We start from the raw sequence: 18379 nt of genomic DNA, 5'->3' as shown, positions 1-18379 counted from the left end.
AGAAGAAAAGCCGCGAAAGTAAAACTATAAGCCGGGTTTTGTAACCGCGCAAGCGCGGCTGATAGCCATTCCTCTACGACGACGATTGCTCGCCGCCTCTAGCAGCATACCCGGCAGTGGTGGCGGTTCGGACGAAACCGCGAACCGTAGCGACTTGCGCCGCTGCGGTTCTTCTGCCTGTTCGCCTTGCTCCGGGCGGGGTTTACCTAGCCAGACGAGTCGCCCCGTCTGCTGGTGCGCTCTTACCGCACCGTTTCACCCTTACCAGCCCCATTTAACTGGGGCTTCGGCGGTTTGCTTTCTGTTGCACTTTCCCTAGCCTCACGACCGGTCGGCGTTACCGACCGCCCTGTCCTGTGGAGCCCGGACTTTCCTCTCGCCGTCGCTACCCGCGGGTTAGAGCGACGACCAGCGACTATCCGTTCTACTTTCGCGGCAACTTGTATTGTATTGTTTCGCACCACTTTGGTTCGGGCAAAACCGTTAGGCTGCAGATGATTCTGGCCGAAAAAATTCGACTTGGGCCGACTGGTTCGATTAGAATCGCAACCACGCCCTTTCTTGATTCCTGCCCTGGAAAGATTGCTATGAAATCGTTCTTGCTGATGTCCGCCGCCCTGGCGACTGTCGTTTTCGCCTCGTTCGCCCAAGCGGAAGACAAACCAGTGTATGAATTGCGCATTTATACCGCCAACGAAGGGAAGCTGGACGCGCTGAACGCCCGGTTCCGTGATCACACCGCAGGGCTGTTCGAGAAGCACGGCATGCAGAACATGGGCTACTGGACCCCGCTCGATTCGGCCCAAAAAGAGAACACGCTGATCTACATCCTGAAGCACGACAGCCCCGAAGCGGCCAAGCAGAGCTGGGCCGCGTTCGTCGCCGATCCTGAGTGGCAAAACGCGAAAGCCGCTTCCGAAGAAAACGGCAAGCTGGTCAAAAAGGCGGAGTCGGTTTACATGACCGAAACCGACTTCTCGCCCCACAACCTGAAGAACGGTTCGGACGTGCGTCAGTTTGAACTGCGCAAGTACACCTGCGATCCTGGCCGTTTGCCCAATTTGCACAAGCGCTTTCGGGATGGCGAGCTCGACCTGTTCACCAAGGCCGGCATGACGCACATTTTTTACTTCACGCCGACCGACACGCCCGACGTGTTGATCTACGTCGTGGCGCACAAGGATGACGCGGCCGCGCAAAAGTCGTGGGCGTCGTTCCGCGGCGATCCGGAGTGGGTCAAGATGAAAGCGGAGTCGCGCGCCGATGGTCCGGTCGTGACCAAGGTGCAAAGCACCATGATGGTACCGACCGATTACTCGCCGCTGAAATAGCGGCGAGGTCGCATTATTCCTCCCTCGAAGGTTGATCGCGCCGCTAGAATCGCCGCGCGAACGACCCTCAAAATTTGCAGGCGCCTTCCCATGATTCAGTTTCGCTGCAGCGGTTGTCAGGCGGCATTCAACGTTTCGTCGGACAAGCAGGGGAAAAAGGGGAAGTGCCCCAAATGCGGCGAGATAATCCAGATCCCCAAGCAGGAAGCGCAAGTCCCCAAGGCTTCGCCCGCTGCGCCGCACATATCGACGGCGCAGCCTGCCCGAAGATCGCCTGGCGGCGTGCAGCGGAAATCCGCCAAGCCAGCGGCGCCGGCCGCAGCGGCTCGGCGGACAGAATCGGTCATGCCGAAGCAGAAGCTGAGCGACGATCAGCTGCGGGCCGCGGTGATGGGATCGTTTCGGGGCTCGTTCGAGCGTCCCAAGACGCGCCCCCTGTATGTGATCAGCGCGTTGATCGTCTCGGTCGTCATGGTTGCGCTGCCGCTGATCTATCTCGCCTTTATCGGCCTGATCGGTTACGGCGTCTATTACCACCTGGTCAATCATGTGGGCATGTTGGGCGTCGCGCGCGGACGGGCGGCGATTTTTGTATTTCTGCTCTACATCGCTCCGCCGGTCGTCGCCAGCATTGGCATCTTGTTCATGCTGAAGCCGCTGTTCGCTCGGCCTGCTTACGAACATCGGACGCGGTCGTTGACCGAGAAGAGCGATCCGCTGCTGTTTGAATTTGTCGCCAAGATCTGTTCCTTGGTCGGGGCGCCGTTCCCGAAGCGGATCGACATCGATGACCAGATGAACGCGTCGGCCAGTTTCCGCAACGGCATGTGGAGCGTGCTGCGCGGCAACGACCTGGTCTTAACGATCGGCGTGCCGCTGGCGGCTGGATTGACGACTCGGCAATTCGCCGGCGTGCTGGCGCATGAGTTCGGTCACTTCAGCCAGGGCGCCGGGATGCGGCTTACGTACGTTGTGCGAAGCATCAGTCATTGGTTTGCCCGCGTCGTCTACATGCGCGACGAGTGGGACGTCTGGCTGGCCGAAACGGCGGAAGGCGTCGACCTGCGGATCGGCGTGTTTCTGTACCTGACGATGCTGTTCGTTTGGATCTCGCGCGGCCTGCTTTGGATCTTAATGTATATCGGGCACTTTGCGGCCGGCTTCCTGCTGCGGCAGATGGAATACGACGCCGATCAGTACGAAATTCGCCTGGCTGGCAGCACCGCTTTTCAGCAGACGTCGCAGCGAATGCGATTGATCAACGCCGCCTATGGGCTCTCGATTGAAATGCTCTCGGCCGTCTTCCAGCGCGGCGCGATGGTCGACGACATCACCGCCTTCCTGAAGGTCCAGCTTCGGCACCTGCCTGACGAAATCAAACGCGACGTCAAAACGTCGATCGAAAGCGAGCGGACGGGGCTCTTCGACACGCACCCGTGCGATCGTGACCGCATCGCGGCGGCCGTCGCGGCTCAAATGCCCGGCGTATTTCACCATGAAGGACTCGCGGTCGATCTGTTCGGCAACTTTGAGCGACTCTCGAAGAACGTCACCTGGGATCGCTACTGTCAATTGACCGGCAACCGCGTCGCCCAAGACAAGCTGACTCCCTATCGTGACCTGATCAACGAGTTCAAACTCGACATTTTCGGCGAGCACTCGAAAGAAAATATGAAGAAGGAAGAGGCCCTCGCGATTCAGCACCATTTGGCCAACCCGGATCGTATCCCCTTTGACAACTAGCTTTTCTTGCAAAAACCACCGCGGCGCTTGCATCTGCCGTCGCCGTTCTGCAGAATGGTTGGGTTTCCGCCCAGACGGCGGGGTTTCTGGGAGGACGATTGCGGGATGCTGGCAAAACTTCGGACCTTTTCGCTGCTGGGCATCGACGCCGTTCCGGTCGACATCGAAGTCGACATTTCTCCCACCTCGATGCCCAAGACCGTGATGGTTGGCCTGCCCGAGGCGGCCGTCAAAGAGAGCATTCACCGTATCGAGCGGGCGATCGTCAACAGCGGCTACGTCCGCCCGCAGGATCGCGTGGTGGTCAACATGGCCCCGGCCGACCTGCCCAAGAACGCCGCCGCGTTCGACTTGCCGACCTCGCTGGGCATTTTGGCCGCCAGCGGGCAGATCCGGTCCGAGCGGTTTGCCGACTACGCCGTCGTCGGAGAGCTAGCGCTTGACGGCTCGATGCGGCCGATCAAAGGCTCGCTCTCGAAGGCGATGCAGGCCGCCGCACTTGGCTTGAAGGGAATCGTCCTACCGGCCGAAAATGGCGCCGAGGCGGCGGTTGTCGAAGAGATTGAAGCGATCCCGGTCCGCTCGCTGGCCGAAGCGGTCGGCTTTCTCTCCGGCGCGATCGACATCGAACCGGTCCCGCCCAGGATCGAAGAATACTTCCGGCAGTACAGCAGCTACGATGTCGACTTCGCCGACGTCCGCGGCCAAGAGATGGCGAAGCGGGCCTTGGTGATCGCCGCCGCTGCGGCCCATAACCTGTTGATGGTTGGCCCGCCCGGCTCTGGCAAGACGATGCTGGCCAAGCGGGTGCCATCGATCTTGCCCGACCTGACGCCGAGCGAATCGGTCGAAACGACCCGCATCTACAGCGTCACCGGTCGGCTTCCCGGCAACCAACCGCTGCTAACGCAGCGTCCGTTTCGTTCGCCGCACCATACGATCAGCGAAGCCGGTTTAGTAGGCGGCGGCAACCCACCATCGCCTGGCGAGATCTCCCATAGTCACAACGGCGTGCTGTTCCTGGATGAACTGCCCGAGTTTCAGCGACGTACGCTCGAGGTGATGCGGCAGCCGCTGGAAGATGGCAACGTGACGATCGCCCGGGCGACTCGAAGCACGACCTTTCCGGCCGACTTTATGCTGGTCGCCGCGATGAACCCTTGCCCTTGCGGTTATCGCAACGATCCCCGCCGCGACTGCCACTGCAGCGTACCGCAGGTCGAACGGTACATTGGCAAAATCAGCGGCCCGCTGCTCGACCGGATCGATATCCAAATCGAAGTCCCGGCCGTTCCCTTCAGCGAACTGTCGTCGAAGACCCCCGGCATCAGCAGCGAAGAGATGCGGGCCCAAGTGATGGAAGCGAGAAAAATCCAAGCCCGCCGCTTCATCGGCAGCAAAACCCGCTACAACGGCCAGATGTCGTCCCGAGAAATCCGCAAGTTCTGCCACCTAACCGACGCCAGCATGGCCCTGCTTAAACAAAGCGTCGCCAGCCTAGGCCTATCGGCCCGAGCCCACGACAAAGTCCTAAGGACGGCCCGCACGATCGCCGACCTCGACGGAGCGACCAACATCGACATCCCGCATGTGAGCGAGGCGATTAACTATCGAATGTTGGATCGCGGGGTTGGGTAAAACGGTAGCCCGCAGCGCGGGCGAGGGAATGGGGTGCAGATCATCGACAAACCCGCCGATTTCAGAAAGCCGACATAAACGCTCCTGCTGTGTTGTCGATCTTTCTTGACGCTCCAATGCCCTTCTGCCGCCATGAATCGATAGTTGCAAATCGTGCTGCGAAAAACACGGAGACCAAGGAGACAACGATTCCGGGAACTAGCAACGTTAAAACATCCACGAGGCCGACTTGTGCGGTTAGTGCAACGAGGGAAACGATGAATGAAGAAATTAGGCTGAAGCTAGAGGCAGAGCAGGACATTGCATCGCCGGGCATCGCTTGCTGCTACGACGGCACCGTGAATCGTTTTTAGAGGAGCTGCGCAGGTTCGATCAGCGGCGGAAAGACAAGAAGGTCTCGAACGAAGAATGGGTCAGCAAGTCGGCCCCCGACGCCAAGATCGGCAAGATGAAAGATGGCCGCACGCACCTGAAATACAAGGCCGAGAACGCGGTCGATCTCGATACGGAAGTGATTCTCGCCGCCGAAATCTACCATGGCGATCAAGGGGATACGACGACGATCGAAGACACGATCATCGCGGCGCAGACGGACTTGGAGCAGAAAAGGTGTCAGAACTCTTTGTTTCGACCAGGCGCTACCTTCTTCGGCCTGCCGCGGGGGCGGAGGGTGGAATCTAGGTTCAGGCGGCGGGCAATAGACTGGGTCCAATCGGGATCGCCGAAGGGAGAGCCTCGGCGGATCGCGTGGCGGACGGCGTCGACTTCTTTCTTGGACATCGCCTGATTGACTCGGTCTTTCCAATGACCAGGTCGGGCGATCGGCCACGGCGTCAGGAGATCGGGCTTTCGCCGCGGCTTGGCCAACCAACGGGCGAGCGATCCCCATTTCCAGTCTTCGGCCAAAGTTACCAGGCCAGCCTGCCGGGCGTTGCGTTCGACATAACGACATACGACCAGAAAGTGCCGGTCGTCTTGCACCGGAAAACTCTTGAACCGCCCTTGATAGATGTGCCCTTCGCCGGAAGTGTGGCGGTGCGCGTGCCGGCGCATCGTGTGCGTCAGGGTGACCCACCGCAGCAAGTCGCTCATGCCGCCGTCAGCGGTGGGGCGGACGACCAAATGCCAATGGTTGGGCATCAGTTGGTAGGCTAAAATTTGACACGGGTACCGCGACAGCCCCTCGGCCAAGATGCGCTCGAACGCGTCGAAATCGTCCGGCGTATCGAAGATCGCCGCCCGAGAGTTGCCTCGATTCAAGGCATGATAAATGCCGCCCGCTTCGTCTGCTCGCTTTGGTCTACCCACGACAGCAGGGTATCATGTGCTGGCGGAAGAAAAAAGAGTCCTGACACCTTTTTTGATCGGCAGGCGATTGATGGTCGGCGCAGATGAAGGTAGCCCTGCCTTTGTTGGTGAGATCCCCGCTTTTTGCGGCGACCCACAAGAAACCCTGAAGGACCGCATTTTTCAACAGGAAGTTCGAGTCACTGCTACTGCTAGAGCGTGTAAGCCCTTATTTGCAGTTTAGCTAGCAAAACCCAGTTCGCAATGCGAGTACCCCCCATTATCAAGGTTCATGCCCATTGGTCAATGGTTTCGGGCGAACGGCTCGGTTTATACGGGGCGAAACTTTGATCAAAAGAATCCGGATAGGCGGAATTTTCAAATTCCGTTAAACTGCCCGAATCGGTAGGCGCCAGCACCGGTCTGCTGGCGGCCATATCGACTGAAATTCGCGCAGGGAGGCGCAGCATTATGACTCCAGGAGCGTCGTTCCGCTTTCTTCAATCGGGCGACTTCCATCTCGATCAACCGCTCGGAGGTTTACCTTCGGTGCCGGATCACTTGCGCACTTTGTTTTGCGAAGCGCCCCGCCGCGCCGCGCAGCAAGTGGTCGAGACGGCGATGCTGCACGAAGTCGACTTTGTCGTGCTGACCGGCGATTTGCTCGATCCGCGACTTGCCAGTCCCCGGACAATTGGTTGTCTGCTGGAACTGTTTGAGCAGCTCGAGACCGCCGGCATTCAAGTCTATTGGGCGGGCGGCGACGCCGATCCGCCTTCACGCTGGCCTTCGTCGGTGACGCTGCCGGGCAACGTACATATCTTTCGCCCGGGCCTGCCGCAAACCGTTCACTATGAAGATGACGGCGAAGCGATCGCCGCCATCATCGGTCAAGCCAACTCCGGCGGTGAGATTCGGGTCGGCGACTTCCGCCCGGCCGCTTCCGGCTTGTTCACTGTCGCCGTCGCCTATGGCGAAGTTGAAGATGGTGCGATTACGCGCCACGACATTCCTTATTGGGCCCTCGGCGGCGAAGAGATGCGGAAAAAACACCGCACCTCTCCCAAGTACGCGATGCACGCCGGATCGCCGCAAGGCCGTCGTCCGCTGCATGTGGGGCAGCGCAGCTGCACGGTTGTCGAAGTCAACGAAGCGGGCGAAATCTCGACCGACTCGGTCGCAACCGATGTCGTTCGCTGGCAGACCGAATTGGTCGAAATCGCCAAATGCGAGTCGCCCGAAGAGCTGGAAAAGGTGCTGAAGAACCGGCTGCGAACGCTCGTCTCGGGGAAGGGGCGCCGCCAACTGTTGATCGACTGGCGAGTCGTGATTGAAGGGAACGCCTCGAAGAAGCTGCTGGCCGAGTCGATGTGGCAACACTTGATCGACGTGCTCAACAAAGAGTTCGGCCAGGAAGAGGGTGGCGCTTGGACCTACGAACTGAAGGTCGAATCGGCGTCGGTGATTCCCGAATCGTGGTACCAGGAGCAAACCATCTGCGGCGACTTCTTGCGACTGACGCGCGAGTTGCTCGCTGACCCCGACATCCCCATTGAGTTGACCGAGTTATTAGGCGAAGACCGCCGCGGCACGCAGTTGGCCGAAGCGGTGCAGATTGAAACCAGAGAAGTTCGTCGCAAAGCGTTGCACGAAGCGCGTCGCATGGGCGTTCAAGCCTTGCGGATCGACGAATAGGAGCCGCCACCTTGCAACTAAATCAAGTCAATATCGATGGTTTTGGCGTTTGGCGCGGGCTGCGTATCGAAGAGCTGTCGCCAACGGTCACCGTCTTTTTCGGCCACAACGAAGCGGGCAAGAGTACGCTGCTCAACTTCATGCGGACGATGCTGTATGGCATCGATCTGAGCGAAGAGCGTCGCTACTTGCCGCCGGTCAATGGCGGACAGCCGGGCGGTTCGCTCAACATCCGCGGTACGCTCGGCCGATTTCAGGTCGTGCGACTGTGGGACGAGCGGACGTTTGAAGAAAACGCCTGGATTGTGGCGCCCGATGGTTCGCGACAAAGCCGAACCCAACTGGAAGCGCTGCTCGAAGGGGTCGATCGCTACACCTACAACAATATCTTTGCGGTTGGTCTGCGGGAAATTCAACTGTTGGCGACGCTGGACGACAGTCACGCCGCCCAGAAGATCTACGAACTGACCAGCGGTTTGGATCGCATTTCTTTGGCCGAAGTGGTTCGTCGGTTGGAGATCTCTCGCGAAGCGCTCGTTTCGCACGATGGCGCTGACTGTATCGTCGATCAACTGCTGGATCAGCATCACTCGCTGAAAAAGGAAGTTGACGAGCTGCGAACCCAGACGCAGCAATGGGGGCAGGTGCTGCAGCAACAGCGCAGCGCCGCCGCTCAGATCGAGCAGCTGCAGCACAAATCGGCCGCGATCACCGAACGGGTCGAGTTTATTGAGCTGGCCGAAGACCTGCGCGGCGACGTGGAGCGTCGCGAAACGCTGAGCGCCAAGATCGACGACGCCGGCGAGATTCCGGACGTCGCCGAAGATCGTCTGAACCACCTGACGCAGCTGCGCGAGCGCGTTTCGCGCCGTAAAGGGCGGTGCACCGAGCTGCGTTCGCAGTACAAGGCGCTCTTTACCGAACACGAGTCGATCCCGCTCAATCGCGAATTGTCGCGACATGCGGCCCGCGTTGACGCGCTCGGCGAACAGCGCCACTGGATCGTCGCGATCCGCAAGCAGATCTCTGGCGTGCAGGACGAAATTGACGACGTCAAACGCGAGATCGAAGCGGCGTGGGAAAATACCGGCGTGACGCTCGGTCAAGGTCGTCGTCCCGACCTGACGCCGAAGCAGCTGAAGTCGCTCAAAGGGCCGATGCAGACGCTGGAGCAGGAAGTCGTTCGCTTTGAAGAAGCGAAACGAACCGCCGCTTCGCACGAAGATGAGCTGGAATCGACGCAAACCGAGGTTGAAAAATCGCTAGCCAACGCTGGCGAAGAAGATCTGAGCAGCGCGATCGACAAGGCGGGCGAGCTGGTCAACCTGCTGCGTCGCCGCATTCAGGTCGAAGAAAAGATCGACAAGCTGGAGTTCCAGCGTCGTGAAGCCGAAATCGAATCGGCCGACCTGCTAGAGAATCAAATTTTGCCGCGGCCGCTGCTCGCCCTGCTGGGGCTGACTTTCTCGGCCGGCGTGACGATGGTGCTGCTTTACATCTTTGGCTCGGCCATTGTGCTGCCGGACGTGAATGAAGCGGTGCCGTTGTTCGGGATCGCCTTTATGGTGGGCGTTGTCTTCACCAAGGTGACGATGGAGCGGACCGTCAAGCACAACCTGGATGGCGTCAAGCGTCAGTTTGAGCTGGTCAACGTGCAGCTGAGCAAGGCCCGCGAAGAGCGGGACGAGTTTGACGGCATCTTGCCGAAGGGAGGCGGTCCGCTGGTCGCCCGTCTGCAATCGGCTGAAGATCACCTGTCGCATCTGGAAAGCCTGATCCCGCTGGGTAATCGCGCCGGCGAAGCGAAGCAGAAGAGCGACTACGCCTCGAAGACGATTCAAGACGCCGAGCATGCCGTCAACAACGCTCGCCGTCGTTGGCGCGACGCGCTGCGGGCTCTCGATCTGCCCGACGACCTGCAGCCCGATCGCATCAAGGTTTTGGCCCGCATCTTGTCGCACATTCACGACAAGCGCAAAGAGCTGAAAACCCTGCAGGACCAAGAGACGCAGCGGACCGAAGAGTCGCTGGCGGTCGAATCTCGCATCAACCAACTGGCGACCGAACTGGGGCTGAAGGGGGCGAAGGATGGGCTGGAACAGCTTGATCGCTTGAAGGCCGAACTCGATCGGCAGCAGACCCAATCGGAGCAACGCGTCGATCTACGCGGTCGCGCCGCCAAGATCAAGGAAGAGTTCAAAAAGACCGCCGGCGAGATGCGCAAGGCGGCCAAGCAGCGTCAAGAGATTCTGGACGAAGCTGGCGTCGAAGACGAAGACGGCTATCGCAAGCTGCTCGACAAAGCGAATCGGATCACCGCTTTGCTGTTGGAGCTGGAAGAAGTCGAAGGCGAAATTGTCACCAAATTAGGCGATGTCGAGCTGGAAACGATCGAAGAGTACCTGGGTGAGGTCTCGGCGACCGACGCCGAAAAAGAGATGACCGAGTTGATGCAGGAGCACGACCAGGCGCAGCGGAGCTTGAAGGAAGGCTTCGAGCGTCGCGGCGAACTGAAGGCTCAGCTCGAAACGTTGGAAGAAAGCGATCGATTGACCTCGGCGCAGCTCGAACTGAACGAAGTCGCGACCCAAATCGAGCAAGCGATCGAACGTTGGCAGTCGCTGGCCGTTACCGCCAACATCCTCGATCAGATTCGCCGCATCTACGAAACGCAGCGTCAGCCCGAGACGCTGAAGATGGCGTCGATCTTCATGGACAAGTTATCGCTCGGCAAGTACGTCCGCATCTGGACGCCGCTCAGCGAGAACACCTTGTACGTCGAAGACGCCAAGGGCCGCTCGAAGTCGCTGGAACACTTGAGCGAAGGTACCCGCGAGCAGGTCTTCCTGAGCGTGCGTCTGGCGCTGGTTCGCACCTTCGCTCGCCAAGGCCGCATCTTGCCGGTGATTTTGGACGATGTGATGGTCAACTTTGACTCCAAGCGTTGCAAGGCGACCGCCGAAGTGCTGCTGAGCTTCGCCAAAGAAGGTCACCAAACGCTTGTCTTCACCTGCCATGAACACATCCTGGAGATCTTCGGGAACCTCGGCGCGGACGTCCGCGTCTTGCCGCAGGTCACCGGCGTCTGCCGACCCGAACCGGCTCGTTTGCCTGACCCGGTCGAAGAGGCGGTAGTGGAAGAGGTCGTAGAGCCGGAACCGGTGGTCGAAGAGCCGATCATCACGCCGCCGCCATTCTGCGTTGAATTGCCGATCGTGCCCTATCTGGAACTTCACCAGCTGAAGATCGACATCAAGCCGAAGAAGCGGCTAGACGAAGATCTGGCGCTGGCCGACGGCGATCTGTTCGATGAGCCGGAGACGCAGCCGATTCGCCTGATCGACGCCGAGTACTACTTGGAACGGAGCGAACACGAAGAGCCGGAACCGGTCGCCGAGGTCGAGCCGTCCGACTACGCGTTGAAGGACGCCGCTGACGTCGACATGGTTGGCATTGCCTTGGACGATTTGCTCGACGACGAGCCGGCCATAGAAGAGCCGGTTGCTGAAGAGGCGCCAGTCGAGGAGCCGATTGTCGAAAAGATCGAAGTTTCGCTGCCTATCGTTGCCGTGCCGGAAGTGGTCGACCTGGTCATCGAAGTGAAAGCCAAGCCAGAGCCGCAACCAGCGCCAGAACCCAAGCCGCAGCCGCAACCCCGTCCGATTCCGTCCGAGAATCAATTTGGTTGGGACTCGCCGAAGATCTGGTGGGAGGGGCATCCGGATCTCGATCCGGCGTTGATTCGCAAGCGTCGTCAGGAAGGGGCGGCGTAGCAGGCTGCAATGTTTCAAGCGAACGAAAAAGACGCCGAACCCCGGCGTCTTTTTTGCGTTTAGGGGATCGCCTGGAAGGTAGATTCCCCGAATCATGGGTGATGTGATAGCAGCAAAAAGGTAACGACGATGGCGCAGATTCGTACGCCGGCTGGTTTAGAAATCGAATATGACACGTTCGGCGCCAGCAGTGATCCTCCTCTATTGCTGATCATGGGATTTGGCGCGCAGATGATTGGCTGGTCCTCTCCCTTTTGCCAACAACTGGCCGATGCAGGACGGTTCGTGATTCGATTCGACAATCGTGATTGCGGACTCTCTTCGAAAATGGATGGTCAGCAGGTCGATCTGAATCAGGTGATTGCCCATGTGTCGGCGGGCGAGTTCGACGCCGCCCGGGAATTGATTCCCTATTCCATCGAAGACATGGTCGGCGATGCGATCGCACTGCTTGATGGCCTGCAATCGCCTCGGGCGCACGTGGTTGGTTCCTCCATGGGGGGCGTAATCGCGCAGGTCATGGCGAGCGAATACCCTGATCGCGTCCTGACCCTCACTTCGATGATGTCGACGACCGGCGAGCCGCATGTCGGGCAGTCGTCTCCCGAAGCGATGCGCGCCTTATTTACTCCGTCGCCGAGCGACCGTGAGGGATTCATCCAAGCCGCAGTCAAGTCGGCTGTCTGGAGTTCTAAGAAGTATTTTGACCCAGAAGAAACGAGGAAACGCGCCGCCGAGAGCTATGATCGTTCGTACTATCCTGAGGGCGCCGCTCGACAGATTGCCGCGCTTATCGCCAACGGTTCGCGCGAAACAGCGCTAAAGTCGCTAACCGTTCCGACTTTGGTGATTCACGGACTCGACGACACGTTGATCCCTCCCAGTGGCGGCCAGCGCACTGCCGAATTGGCGCCAAACGCCCGGCTGTTGCTGCTGCAAGACATGGGGCACGATCGCCCGCGTCCGCTTTGGCCACAGATCTGCGGGGCGATAATCGAGCATACCGCAAGTGCGAGTTTTTAGACGAGGTTTTCGTTAACCTCGTTTAGTCGCTCTGCGGGCGCGGTCTCGTGGCGACTTTGCCATCCGGGCCGACTTGGCGGCGTTGTCGGCCTGGCCGGTGATCTCGTACAGGAACCGACTGGTATCGGTCGGTCGGGCTTTACCCCAACGCTTGCGGGAGGTCGCCAGTGAGAAGGTCAAACGGTCTTGCGCTCGCGTGATGCCGACGTAGCAAAGCCGGCGTTCTTCTTCGACCGCGGCGCCTTCTTCTTTCACGCTTCGGGCATGTGGCAAGATGCCTTCTTCCATGCCGACCATGTAAACGTTGGGGAACTCTAGCCCCTTGGCGGCGTGCAGCGTCATGAGCACAACGCCGTTTTGGGCCAGCTGCTTTTCCTTCTCGTTGTCGAAGTCGCCGCCTGACAGTGCCGAGTCGTCTAGGAACTTGCTGAGCGTTGGTTTCTTGCGGCTCGACTCGAAGGCGCTCACGGCGTTGACCACCTGTTCGATCGCCATCTCCCGCGACTCGCGATCTTTCGGGTCAGGATAGAGCCGCTCCAGCTCTTTCTGGTACTTGATGTCGACGATCAGCGAACGGACGACGTGTGACATCGGTTCGGTTTCAAACCGCTTTTGGTAGCGGCGGATCAGCGACGAGAAATCGATCACCGCGTTGGCGGCGTTGTCGGAGAGGCCGCGGATCGAGCGGACCGAGGGAAACGCTTCCCACAGCGGTTTCCCTTCGTTGACGGCGTAGTCCATCAGTTGCTTGACCGTTTGCTGCCCGATGCCGCGCGGGGGCGTGTTCAAAATTCGCAACAGCGAAACCTCGTCGATCGGCGAATGAATCACCTTCAAGTAGGAGATCAGATCGCGAACTTCTTTGCGGTCGAAGAACGACATCCCGCCGATCAAGATGTAGGGGATCTTCATCGTACGCAGTTGTTGCTCAAACGCACGCGGCTGTTCGTTGGTGCGAAATAGAATCGCAAAGTCGCGAGGTTCGAACTCGGGCTGCGTCAACTTGCGGGCGATGTCGTTGACGACTTCTTCGGCCTCTTTTTCTTCGTCTTTGAACTGCCAGATCTGCGGGCGTTCGCCGCCAAAGCGGGCCGCTTCCAGGTCTTTGTCGTACCGCGTCGAGTTGAACTGAATCAGGCGGTTGGCCAGTTCCAAGATCGCCGCCGTGCAGCGGTAGTTATCTTTCAGGTAGATCACCTTCGCCTCGGGCCAGTCGCGCTGGAAACGCAGAATGTGCTGAACTTCGGCGCCGCGCCACGAGTAGATCGATTGATCGTCGTCGCCGACCACGCACAGGTTGCGGTGCGCTTCGGCCAAGCCGCGGACAATCCGGTACTGGCTGCCGTTGGTGTCCTGGTATTCGTCGATCATCAGGTGATCGAACTTCGACGCTTCCTCTTCGCGGATGTCGTCGTGGTTGGTGAACAGCTCTTCGGTCAGCAGCAGCAGATCGTCAAAGTCGACGGCGCCGCAGCTTTTTAGCGCGTTCTGATAACGGCGATAGGCCATGGCCGAAAGATGCTCTTTGTCGGTTTGGGCGTGGCCGACCGCTTCCGGAGGACGAATGCCGGCCGTTTTCCAGCGGCTGATGTTATTGAGCGCATCGCCGGGGCGGAGCGATTCGTTGGGGACGCGGATTTCGCGCAGTGCGGCCCGGATCACCGATTCCTGGTCACCGCGATCGTAAATGGCGAACTTCAGCGGATAGCCCAAGCGATTGATGTTTCGCCGCAGTACCTGGACGCAGTGCGAGTGAAACGTCGAGACGACCGGCTGCTCGGTCGTCTTGCTGCCGAGGATCGAGAGTGCGCGTTCGCGCATTTCGGCCGCCGCTTTGTTGGTGAACGTCACCGCCAGGATGCGGCCTGGCCGAACCCCATGGCGAATGAGGTTGGCGATACGGAACGTCACGACGCGGGTCTTGCCCGAACCGGCGCCGGCCAGTACCAGCATCGGTCCAGAGAGGGTATCGACTGCGTCTTGTTGGGCCAGATTCAGTCCGCTCACGGAGTCCGTACTTCCTTGCACCGAGTGTTGCTTGCGACCGCCGCTGATCGACGAGAGGATCGATCGTAATTTGTGACTGGCTATTTTGGCAACCGGGCGAAGAAAATGACGAATCTGGAAGGTCGAATGAAGAAAATTTGCGAGAAAATTCGTCATTCGAGCGTCGGCATTCGTCATTCCGCACGGCCTGGAAGAATGCGCAAGCTAGAGAGCCCATTTCCCCCAGTCCAAGCGGCACTCGGTCTTGACGCCCCTTGCGCATCGCTTCTATATTCACGGTTTGGACTCTAAATCTAGGCGTCGGCTACTGTTAAGTAGCTTTCCGCCCCCAGTTGCCCTCAAACCGTGCTACGTCAGTCATGAAAAGCGAACGCCGCCACGAACTGCAGAAAAACGATCTGGAGCAAGTTCTCGAAAAGGGAATGGAGCAAATGGGCCCTCAGGCCAAGATCGTGGCAGGGGTGGTGATTGCGATTCTGGTGGCCGGGATCGCGGTTACCTGGTTCCAGTATCAAAACAAGATGGCCCGGGCCAGCGGTTGGGGCGAACTGTTCACCGCCTCGGCGTTGATGGGGCAGCAAGACGCTCAAATGACGCCAGCTTTGGAAGCGGTCGGCAGCGCCTATCACGGTCGTCCGGCAGGCGCCTGGGCCGAGCTGTTCCTAGGCTACGATCTCTACCGCCAAGGGCTGGAAAAGTATTTCACCCAGCCCGACGATGCAAAGCTCGATCTGGAGCGTTCGATCAAGGCTTTCGAGAATGCTCGGAATGCGGCCGATGTACCGGAACTGAAGCAACGCGCCATGTGGGGCATCGGTCAGTCGAGCGAAGTCCTGGCGACCAAGGAAAGCCTCCAGACTGCGACCGAAACTTACGAAAAGCTGTCGTCGCAGTTTCCGGAGTCCCCCTTCGGCAAATGGGCTGGCGAGCGTTTGGAACTGCTCAAGAGCAAAGGGACCGAAGAGTTCTATACCTGGTACAGCGAGCAAGACTTCGCTCCGAAGGCATCGCCGACGACCGGCATTTTGAACCAGGATCTGCCGAGCGACCCGAACCTGACCTTGCCGTCGCGCGACGCGTTGACTCGCCCCGGCGGAGCCGGCGGATTGCTTGACGGACCCGGCAGCGCCCCGATCAACCTGATGCCGGACAACTCGGGCCTGCCGCAACCGGGCGAAGGCGACCTGATGCCGCAGCCGGAATCGCCGGCGACCGAAACTCCGGCTGATTCGCCGGCCCCGTCCGCTCCGCCGACGGCTGATGAAAAAACGGCCGAAGAAGCGAAACCGGCCGCTGAGGAAAAGGCGGCCGCCGAAGCGCCGATGTCGGAACCGGCCCCGGAAGCACCGGCTGAGACCGCAGAAAAGCCGGCGACCGAAGAGCAACCGGCCGCCGAGTAGTCGCAGAGCCGAATGCCTGATTCTGATTCACCGCTGCACGAACTGGTCGTCACCGCCGAAGAGGCGGGACGCCGCGTCGACCAATATCTCGCCACGCTGTTCGAAGGCGTCAGCCGTGGGCAGATCCGCAAAGCGATTGAAGCGGGCCATGTCACGATCGACGGCATCAACTGTCGTCCGGCTCACAAGCTGACCGTCGGCGAACTGCTGGTCTATCCGACGGTCGAGCCGCGAAGTGACGAGCAGGTCGGCAACAGCAGCATTCAGCTCGACATTATCTACCAGGATGACCGGATCGCGGCCATCAACAAGCCTGCCGGGATGATCACCCACCCGGCCAAGGGGCAATGGAAAGGGACGCTGACCGAGGCGCTACGCGGCAACTTCGCCCAACTGAGCACCAGCGGCGGCCCGACCCGGCCCGGCATCGTGCATCGTCTCGACCGCGACACCAGCGGCGTCATCCTGATCGCCAAAGATGACGAAGCGCATGAGTACCTGAAGAAGCAGTTCCAAGATCGCACGACAGAGAAGGAGTACTTCGCCCTGGTCGTCGGCGCGCCTGATCGCGATCGGGACATGATCAACCAGCCGATCGGCCCTCACCCGAAGATTCGTGAACGCATGGCGATCCGCCGCGGTGATGACGAAGGGAAAGAAGCCCAGACCTTCTACGAAGTGATCGAGCGGTACAACGGCTTCGCCGCCGTCAAAGCGCTGCCGAAGACGGGACGTACGCATCAGATCCGCGTCCACCTGGCCCACGCCGGCCATCCGGTATTGTGCGATCCGCATTACGGCGGACGCCGCGTGCTGACGCTGGGCGAACTAAAGCACGACGACAGCGACGCGGTGGTGATCGGCCGCACGGCGCTCCATGCCCGCCGCCTGGCAATCGCCCATCCAGATGATAGCCAGATCCGCGAGTTCCTCGCGCCGCTGCCGCAAGACATCATGCAGGCACAGGCGAAGCTGAAAGAGCTTCGCCCGGCAACCTAGCAGGGTGTGCCGCGTCTCTGTGAGCCGTGCTCTTCCGCACGGAAATTCTTGCTGATCGGTTGAGACTCCGCTACTCTAGCGGCATCTGCTTGTCCCCCAGCGTGAATGGAGTTGCTGATGTTCGCTCGTATCGCTATTGGATGTCTTGGCTGGCTCGCTTGTTGTTCGTTCGCCATCGGCGCCGAACCGCCCAAGCTGGAAGACTTGATCGCCCGCATGCCAGTCTTGTCGCCCGATAACGAACGTGTGAAATCGTGCGAGTTTATCTTTTCGCTACCGGGATTGGGGCCTTTCGCCTATCGCGCTCATGTTGGCTGGGACCGCAATCGCGGCCGCGAATCGCAAGGGATGATTCTCTCCGATCCGTTCGGTAAGGTCCCGATTTGCGTGGCGGTGCACGGCAAAGTTTTCATTTACGATATCGTTCGTCAGCGCGGCATCCTGACGGACGAGCAGTTTCCGCAGGTCGGCCTCCACTTGAAGACCGAACCGGAGGAGCGACTCCAATTCAATTACGGATTGATCGGGGATGACGAGTTCGCCGAACGCAAGGACTTGATCAAACTCGATCCCGGCACGTTCTTGACCCGAATCCAACCGCCGAAATGGAACAAGCTGGACGCTGAGCGATGGGAGATGAAAGCGTCATCGGCCAGCGGAGATACCAAGCTCACCTGCTTGTTTGATCTGTCGCGCGAATATCCTTTGACGAAGATGCAGATGTTTCGAGAATCGCCGACCGATCCGGCGATCGAAATTGAGGTCCTCTCGGTGAACGGAGCAGTCGACGAAAACCTGCTAACGTTTCCCGCGGAAGCCGATCTTCCAAAGAATCTGCCGATCCTCGGCCAAGAAGCGTACCAAGGGCTGGATCAGGACTCCGCCGTCAAGGTTCTTGGGCAGTTATTCATCGCCCATCGTGCGATGCGGAAGCCGGAAGTGCGTAAGTCGATTCCGATCTTCGATGATGTCGATTGGGACGCGGCGGAATTGAAGTATTCGGAAATGGCGCCAGCGCTTATGGGGCTGGCGCCGAATATGAAGTCAGACGGGGGACGTTAGCAGTCCGTTGATTTTCTCAACGGGCTGCTGGATCGCAGGGATGCGATCCCAAAATAGCGACGTAAGTCGTTATTTTGCGAGCCGCGAAGAGCTATGCTCTGAGCCTGGCGAGGTTGGAAAATGCCACGATGGCATTTTTCAACAGGCAGTTAGAGCGGTTTTCCTCCATCTGTATCGTTCTGGCTGGTTGTGGCCGCGCTGGTCGGCGTTGACCTGCATCGACGAATCTTGAGGATTCGCCTGCTTCGGTCGCCTTGACCAGCTTGCCTCACCAACGCCAGAAACGCTACAGCTATCAGAAAAACGCTCTAGTATTTTTGCGCGCAAAAAAACGGACGGGCCTTCTCGGTCCGTCCGTTTTTTGTTGTGCAGTGTTTGACCACGAGCGTCGATTAAAAGACGTCGAGTTCGANGTGGTGGC

12 protein-coding genes and 1 other RNA gene are annotated in these 18379 nt (G+C 59.4%); 9 read left to right on the top strand and 4 right to left on the bottom strand.

Annotated elements, in window-relative coordinates; genetic code table 11:
* Positions 1–11 precede the first annotated feature (11 nt).
* Positions 12–431: RNase P RNA component class A (gene rnpB, locus Enr8_RS22030), an RNA gene on the bottom strand.
* A 156-nt stretch (positions 432–587) separates the two neighbouring features.
* Here rnpB and Enr8_RS22025 point away from each other — a divergent pair.
* The 3 genes from Enr8_RS22025 (at position 588) to Enr8_RS22015 (ending at position 4712) form a co-directional block, all read left to right on the top strand.
* Entirely contained in the window at positions 588–1331 is a 744-nt protein-coding gene (locus Enr8_RS22025) for an NIPSNAP family protein (protein ID WP_186767802.1), read from the top strand.
* A 90-nt stretch (positions 1332–1421) separates the two neighbouring features.
* Positions 1422–3074 carry a M48 family metalloprotease gene (locus Enr8_RS22020; protein ID WP_146435882.1) on the top strand — a complete coding sequence of 551 codons (1653 nt, stop codon included), beginning with the start codon at positions 1422–1424 and terminating at the stop codon, positions 3072–3074.
* A gap of 105 nt (positions 3075–3179) precedes the next feature.
* On the top strand, positions 3180–4712 hold the full coding sequence (locus tag Enr8_RS22015; protein WP_146435880.1) for a YifB family Mg chelatase-like AAA ATPase: 1533 nt from the start codon (positions 3180–3182) through the stop codon (positions 4710–4712).
* A 349-nt stretch (positions 4713–5061) separates the two neighbouring features.
* Here Enr8_RS22015 and Enr8_RS25595 read toward each other — a convergent pair whose 3' ends face one another.
* Both Enr8_RS25595 and Enr8_RS22005 read right to left on the bottom strand, forming a co-directional pair.
* Complete coding sequence (locus Enr8_RS25595) at positions 5062–5250, bottom strand: hypothetical protein (RefSeq protein ID WP_222434924.1); 189 nt, start codon at positions 5248–5250, stop codon at positions 5062–5064.
* A gap of 74 nt (positions 5251–5324) precedes the next feature.
* Positions 5325–6020, bottom strand: a complete 696-nt coding sequence (locus Enr8_RS22005) for a transposase (protein ID WP_146435878.1) — start codon at positions 6018–6020, stop codon at positions 5325–5327.
* Between the two features lie 450 nt (positions 6021–6470).
* On the opposite strand from Enr8_RS22005, the gene Enr8_RS22000 reads away from it, so the two are divergent.
* The 3 genes from Enr8_RS22000 (at position 6471) to Enr8_RS21990 (ending at position 12490) form a co-directional block, all read left to right on the top strand.
* A complete protein-coding gene (locus tag Enr8_RS22000) occupies positions 6471–7694 on the top strand; it encodes a metallophosphoesterase family protein (RefSeq protein ID WP_146435875.1) in 1224 nt (407 codons plus the stop codon).
* Positions 7695–7705: 11 nt separating this feature from the next.
* On the top strand, positions 7706–11467 hold the full coding sequence (locus tag Enr8_RS21995) for an AAA family ATPase (protein WP_186767800.1): 3762 nt from the start codon (positions 7706–7708) through the stop codon (positions 11465–11467).
* 129 nt (positions 11468–11596) lie between these two features.
* Positions 11597–12490 carry an alpha/beta fold hydrolase gene (locus tag Enr8_RS21990; RefSeq protein WP_146435871.1) on the top strand — a complete coding sequence of 298 codons (894 nt, stop codon included), beginning with the start codon at positions 11597–11599 and terminating at the stop codon, positions 12488–12490.
* A 12-nt stretch (positions 12491–12502) separates the two neighbouring features.
* On the opposite strand, the gene Enr8_RS21985 is transcribed toward Enr8_RS21990, so the two are convergent.
* Positions 12503–14497 (bottom strand): ATP-dependent helicase, encoded by a 1995-nt coding sequence (locus Enr8_RS21985; RefSeq protein ID WP_246120208.1) that lies wholly within the window; start codon positions 14495–14497, stop codon positions 12503–12505.
* Between the two features lie 359 nt (positions 14498–14856).
* On the opposite strand from Enr8_RS21985, the gene Enr8_RS21980 reads away from it, so the two are divergent.
* The 3 genes from Enr8_RS21980 (at position 14857) to Enr8_RS21970 (ending at position 17958) form a co-directional block, all read left to right on the top strand.
* A complete protein-coding gene (locus Enr8_RS21980) occupies positions 14857–15897 on the top strand; it encodes a tetratricopeptide repeat protein (RefSeq protein ID WP_146435869.1) in 1041 nt (346 codons plus the stop codon).
* 12 nt (positions 15898–15909) lie between these two features.
* Positions 15910–16896, top strand: coding sequence for an RluA family pseudouridine synthase (locus tag Enr8_RS21975; RefSeq protein ID WP_146435867.1), 987 nt, complete (start codon positions 15910–15912; stop codon positions 16894–16896).
* Positions 16897–17013: 117 nt separating this feature from the next.
* Positions 17014–17958, top strand: a complete 945-nt coding sequence (locus Enr8_RS21970) for a hypothetical protein (protein ID WP_146435865.1) — start codon at positions 17014–17016, stop codon at positions 17956–17958.
* Positions 17959–18379 lie beyond the last annotated feature (421 nt).

The sequence above is a fragment of the Blastopirellula retiformator genome (assembly GCF_007859755.1).
In the GTDB taxonomy this organism is placed as follows: Bacteria; Planctomycetota; Planctomycetia; order Pirellulales; family Pirellulaceae; genus Blastopirellula; species Blastopirellula retiformator.
This window is presented reverse-complemented; position numbering and strand designations above follow the sequence as displayed.

Bases quoted from the DNA above. Each gene is read 5' to 3' on its own strand.
- Enr8_RS22025 (WP_186767802.1), top strand. From the start codon at position 588: ATGAAATCGTTCTTGCTGATGTCCGCCGCCCTGGCGACTGTCGTTTTC.
- Enr8_RS22020 (WP_146435882.1), top strand. From the start codon at position 1,422: ATGATTCAGTTTCGCTGCAGCGGTTGTCAGGCGGCATTCAACGTTTCG.
- Enr8_RS22015 (WP_146435880.1), top strand. From the start codon at position 3,180: ATGCTGGCAAAACTTCGGACCTTTTCGCTGCTGGGCATCGACGCCGTT.
- Enr8_RS25595 (WP_222434924.1), bottom strand. From the start codon at position 5,250: ATGGTAGATTTCGGCGGCGAGAATCACTTCCGTATCGAGATCGACCGC.
- Enr8_RS22000 (WP_146435875.1), top strand. From the start codon at position 6,471: ATGACTCCAGGAGCGTCGTTCCGCTTTCTTCAATCGGGCGACTTCCAT.
- Enr8_RS21990 (WP_146435871.1), top strand. From the start codon at position 11,597: ATGGCGCAGATTCGTACGCCGGCTGGTTTAGAAATCGAATATGACACG.
- Enr8_RS21980 (WP_146435869.1), top strand. From the start codon at position 14,857: ATGAAAAGCGAACGCCGCCACGAACTGCAGAAAAACGATCTGGAGCAA.
- Enr8_RS21975 (WP_146435867.1), top strand. From the start codon at position 15,910: ATGCCTGATTCTGATTCACCGCTGCACGAACTGGTCGTCACCGCCGAA.
- Enr8_RS21970 (WP_146435865.1), top strand. From the start codon at position 17,014: ATGTTCGCTCGTATCGCTATTGGATGTCTTGGCTGGCTCGCTTGTTGT.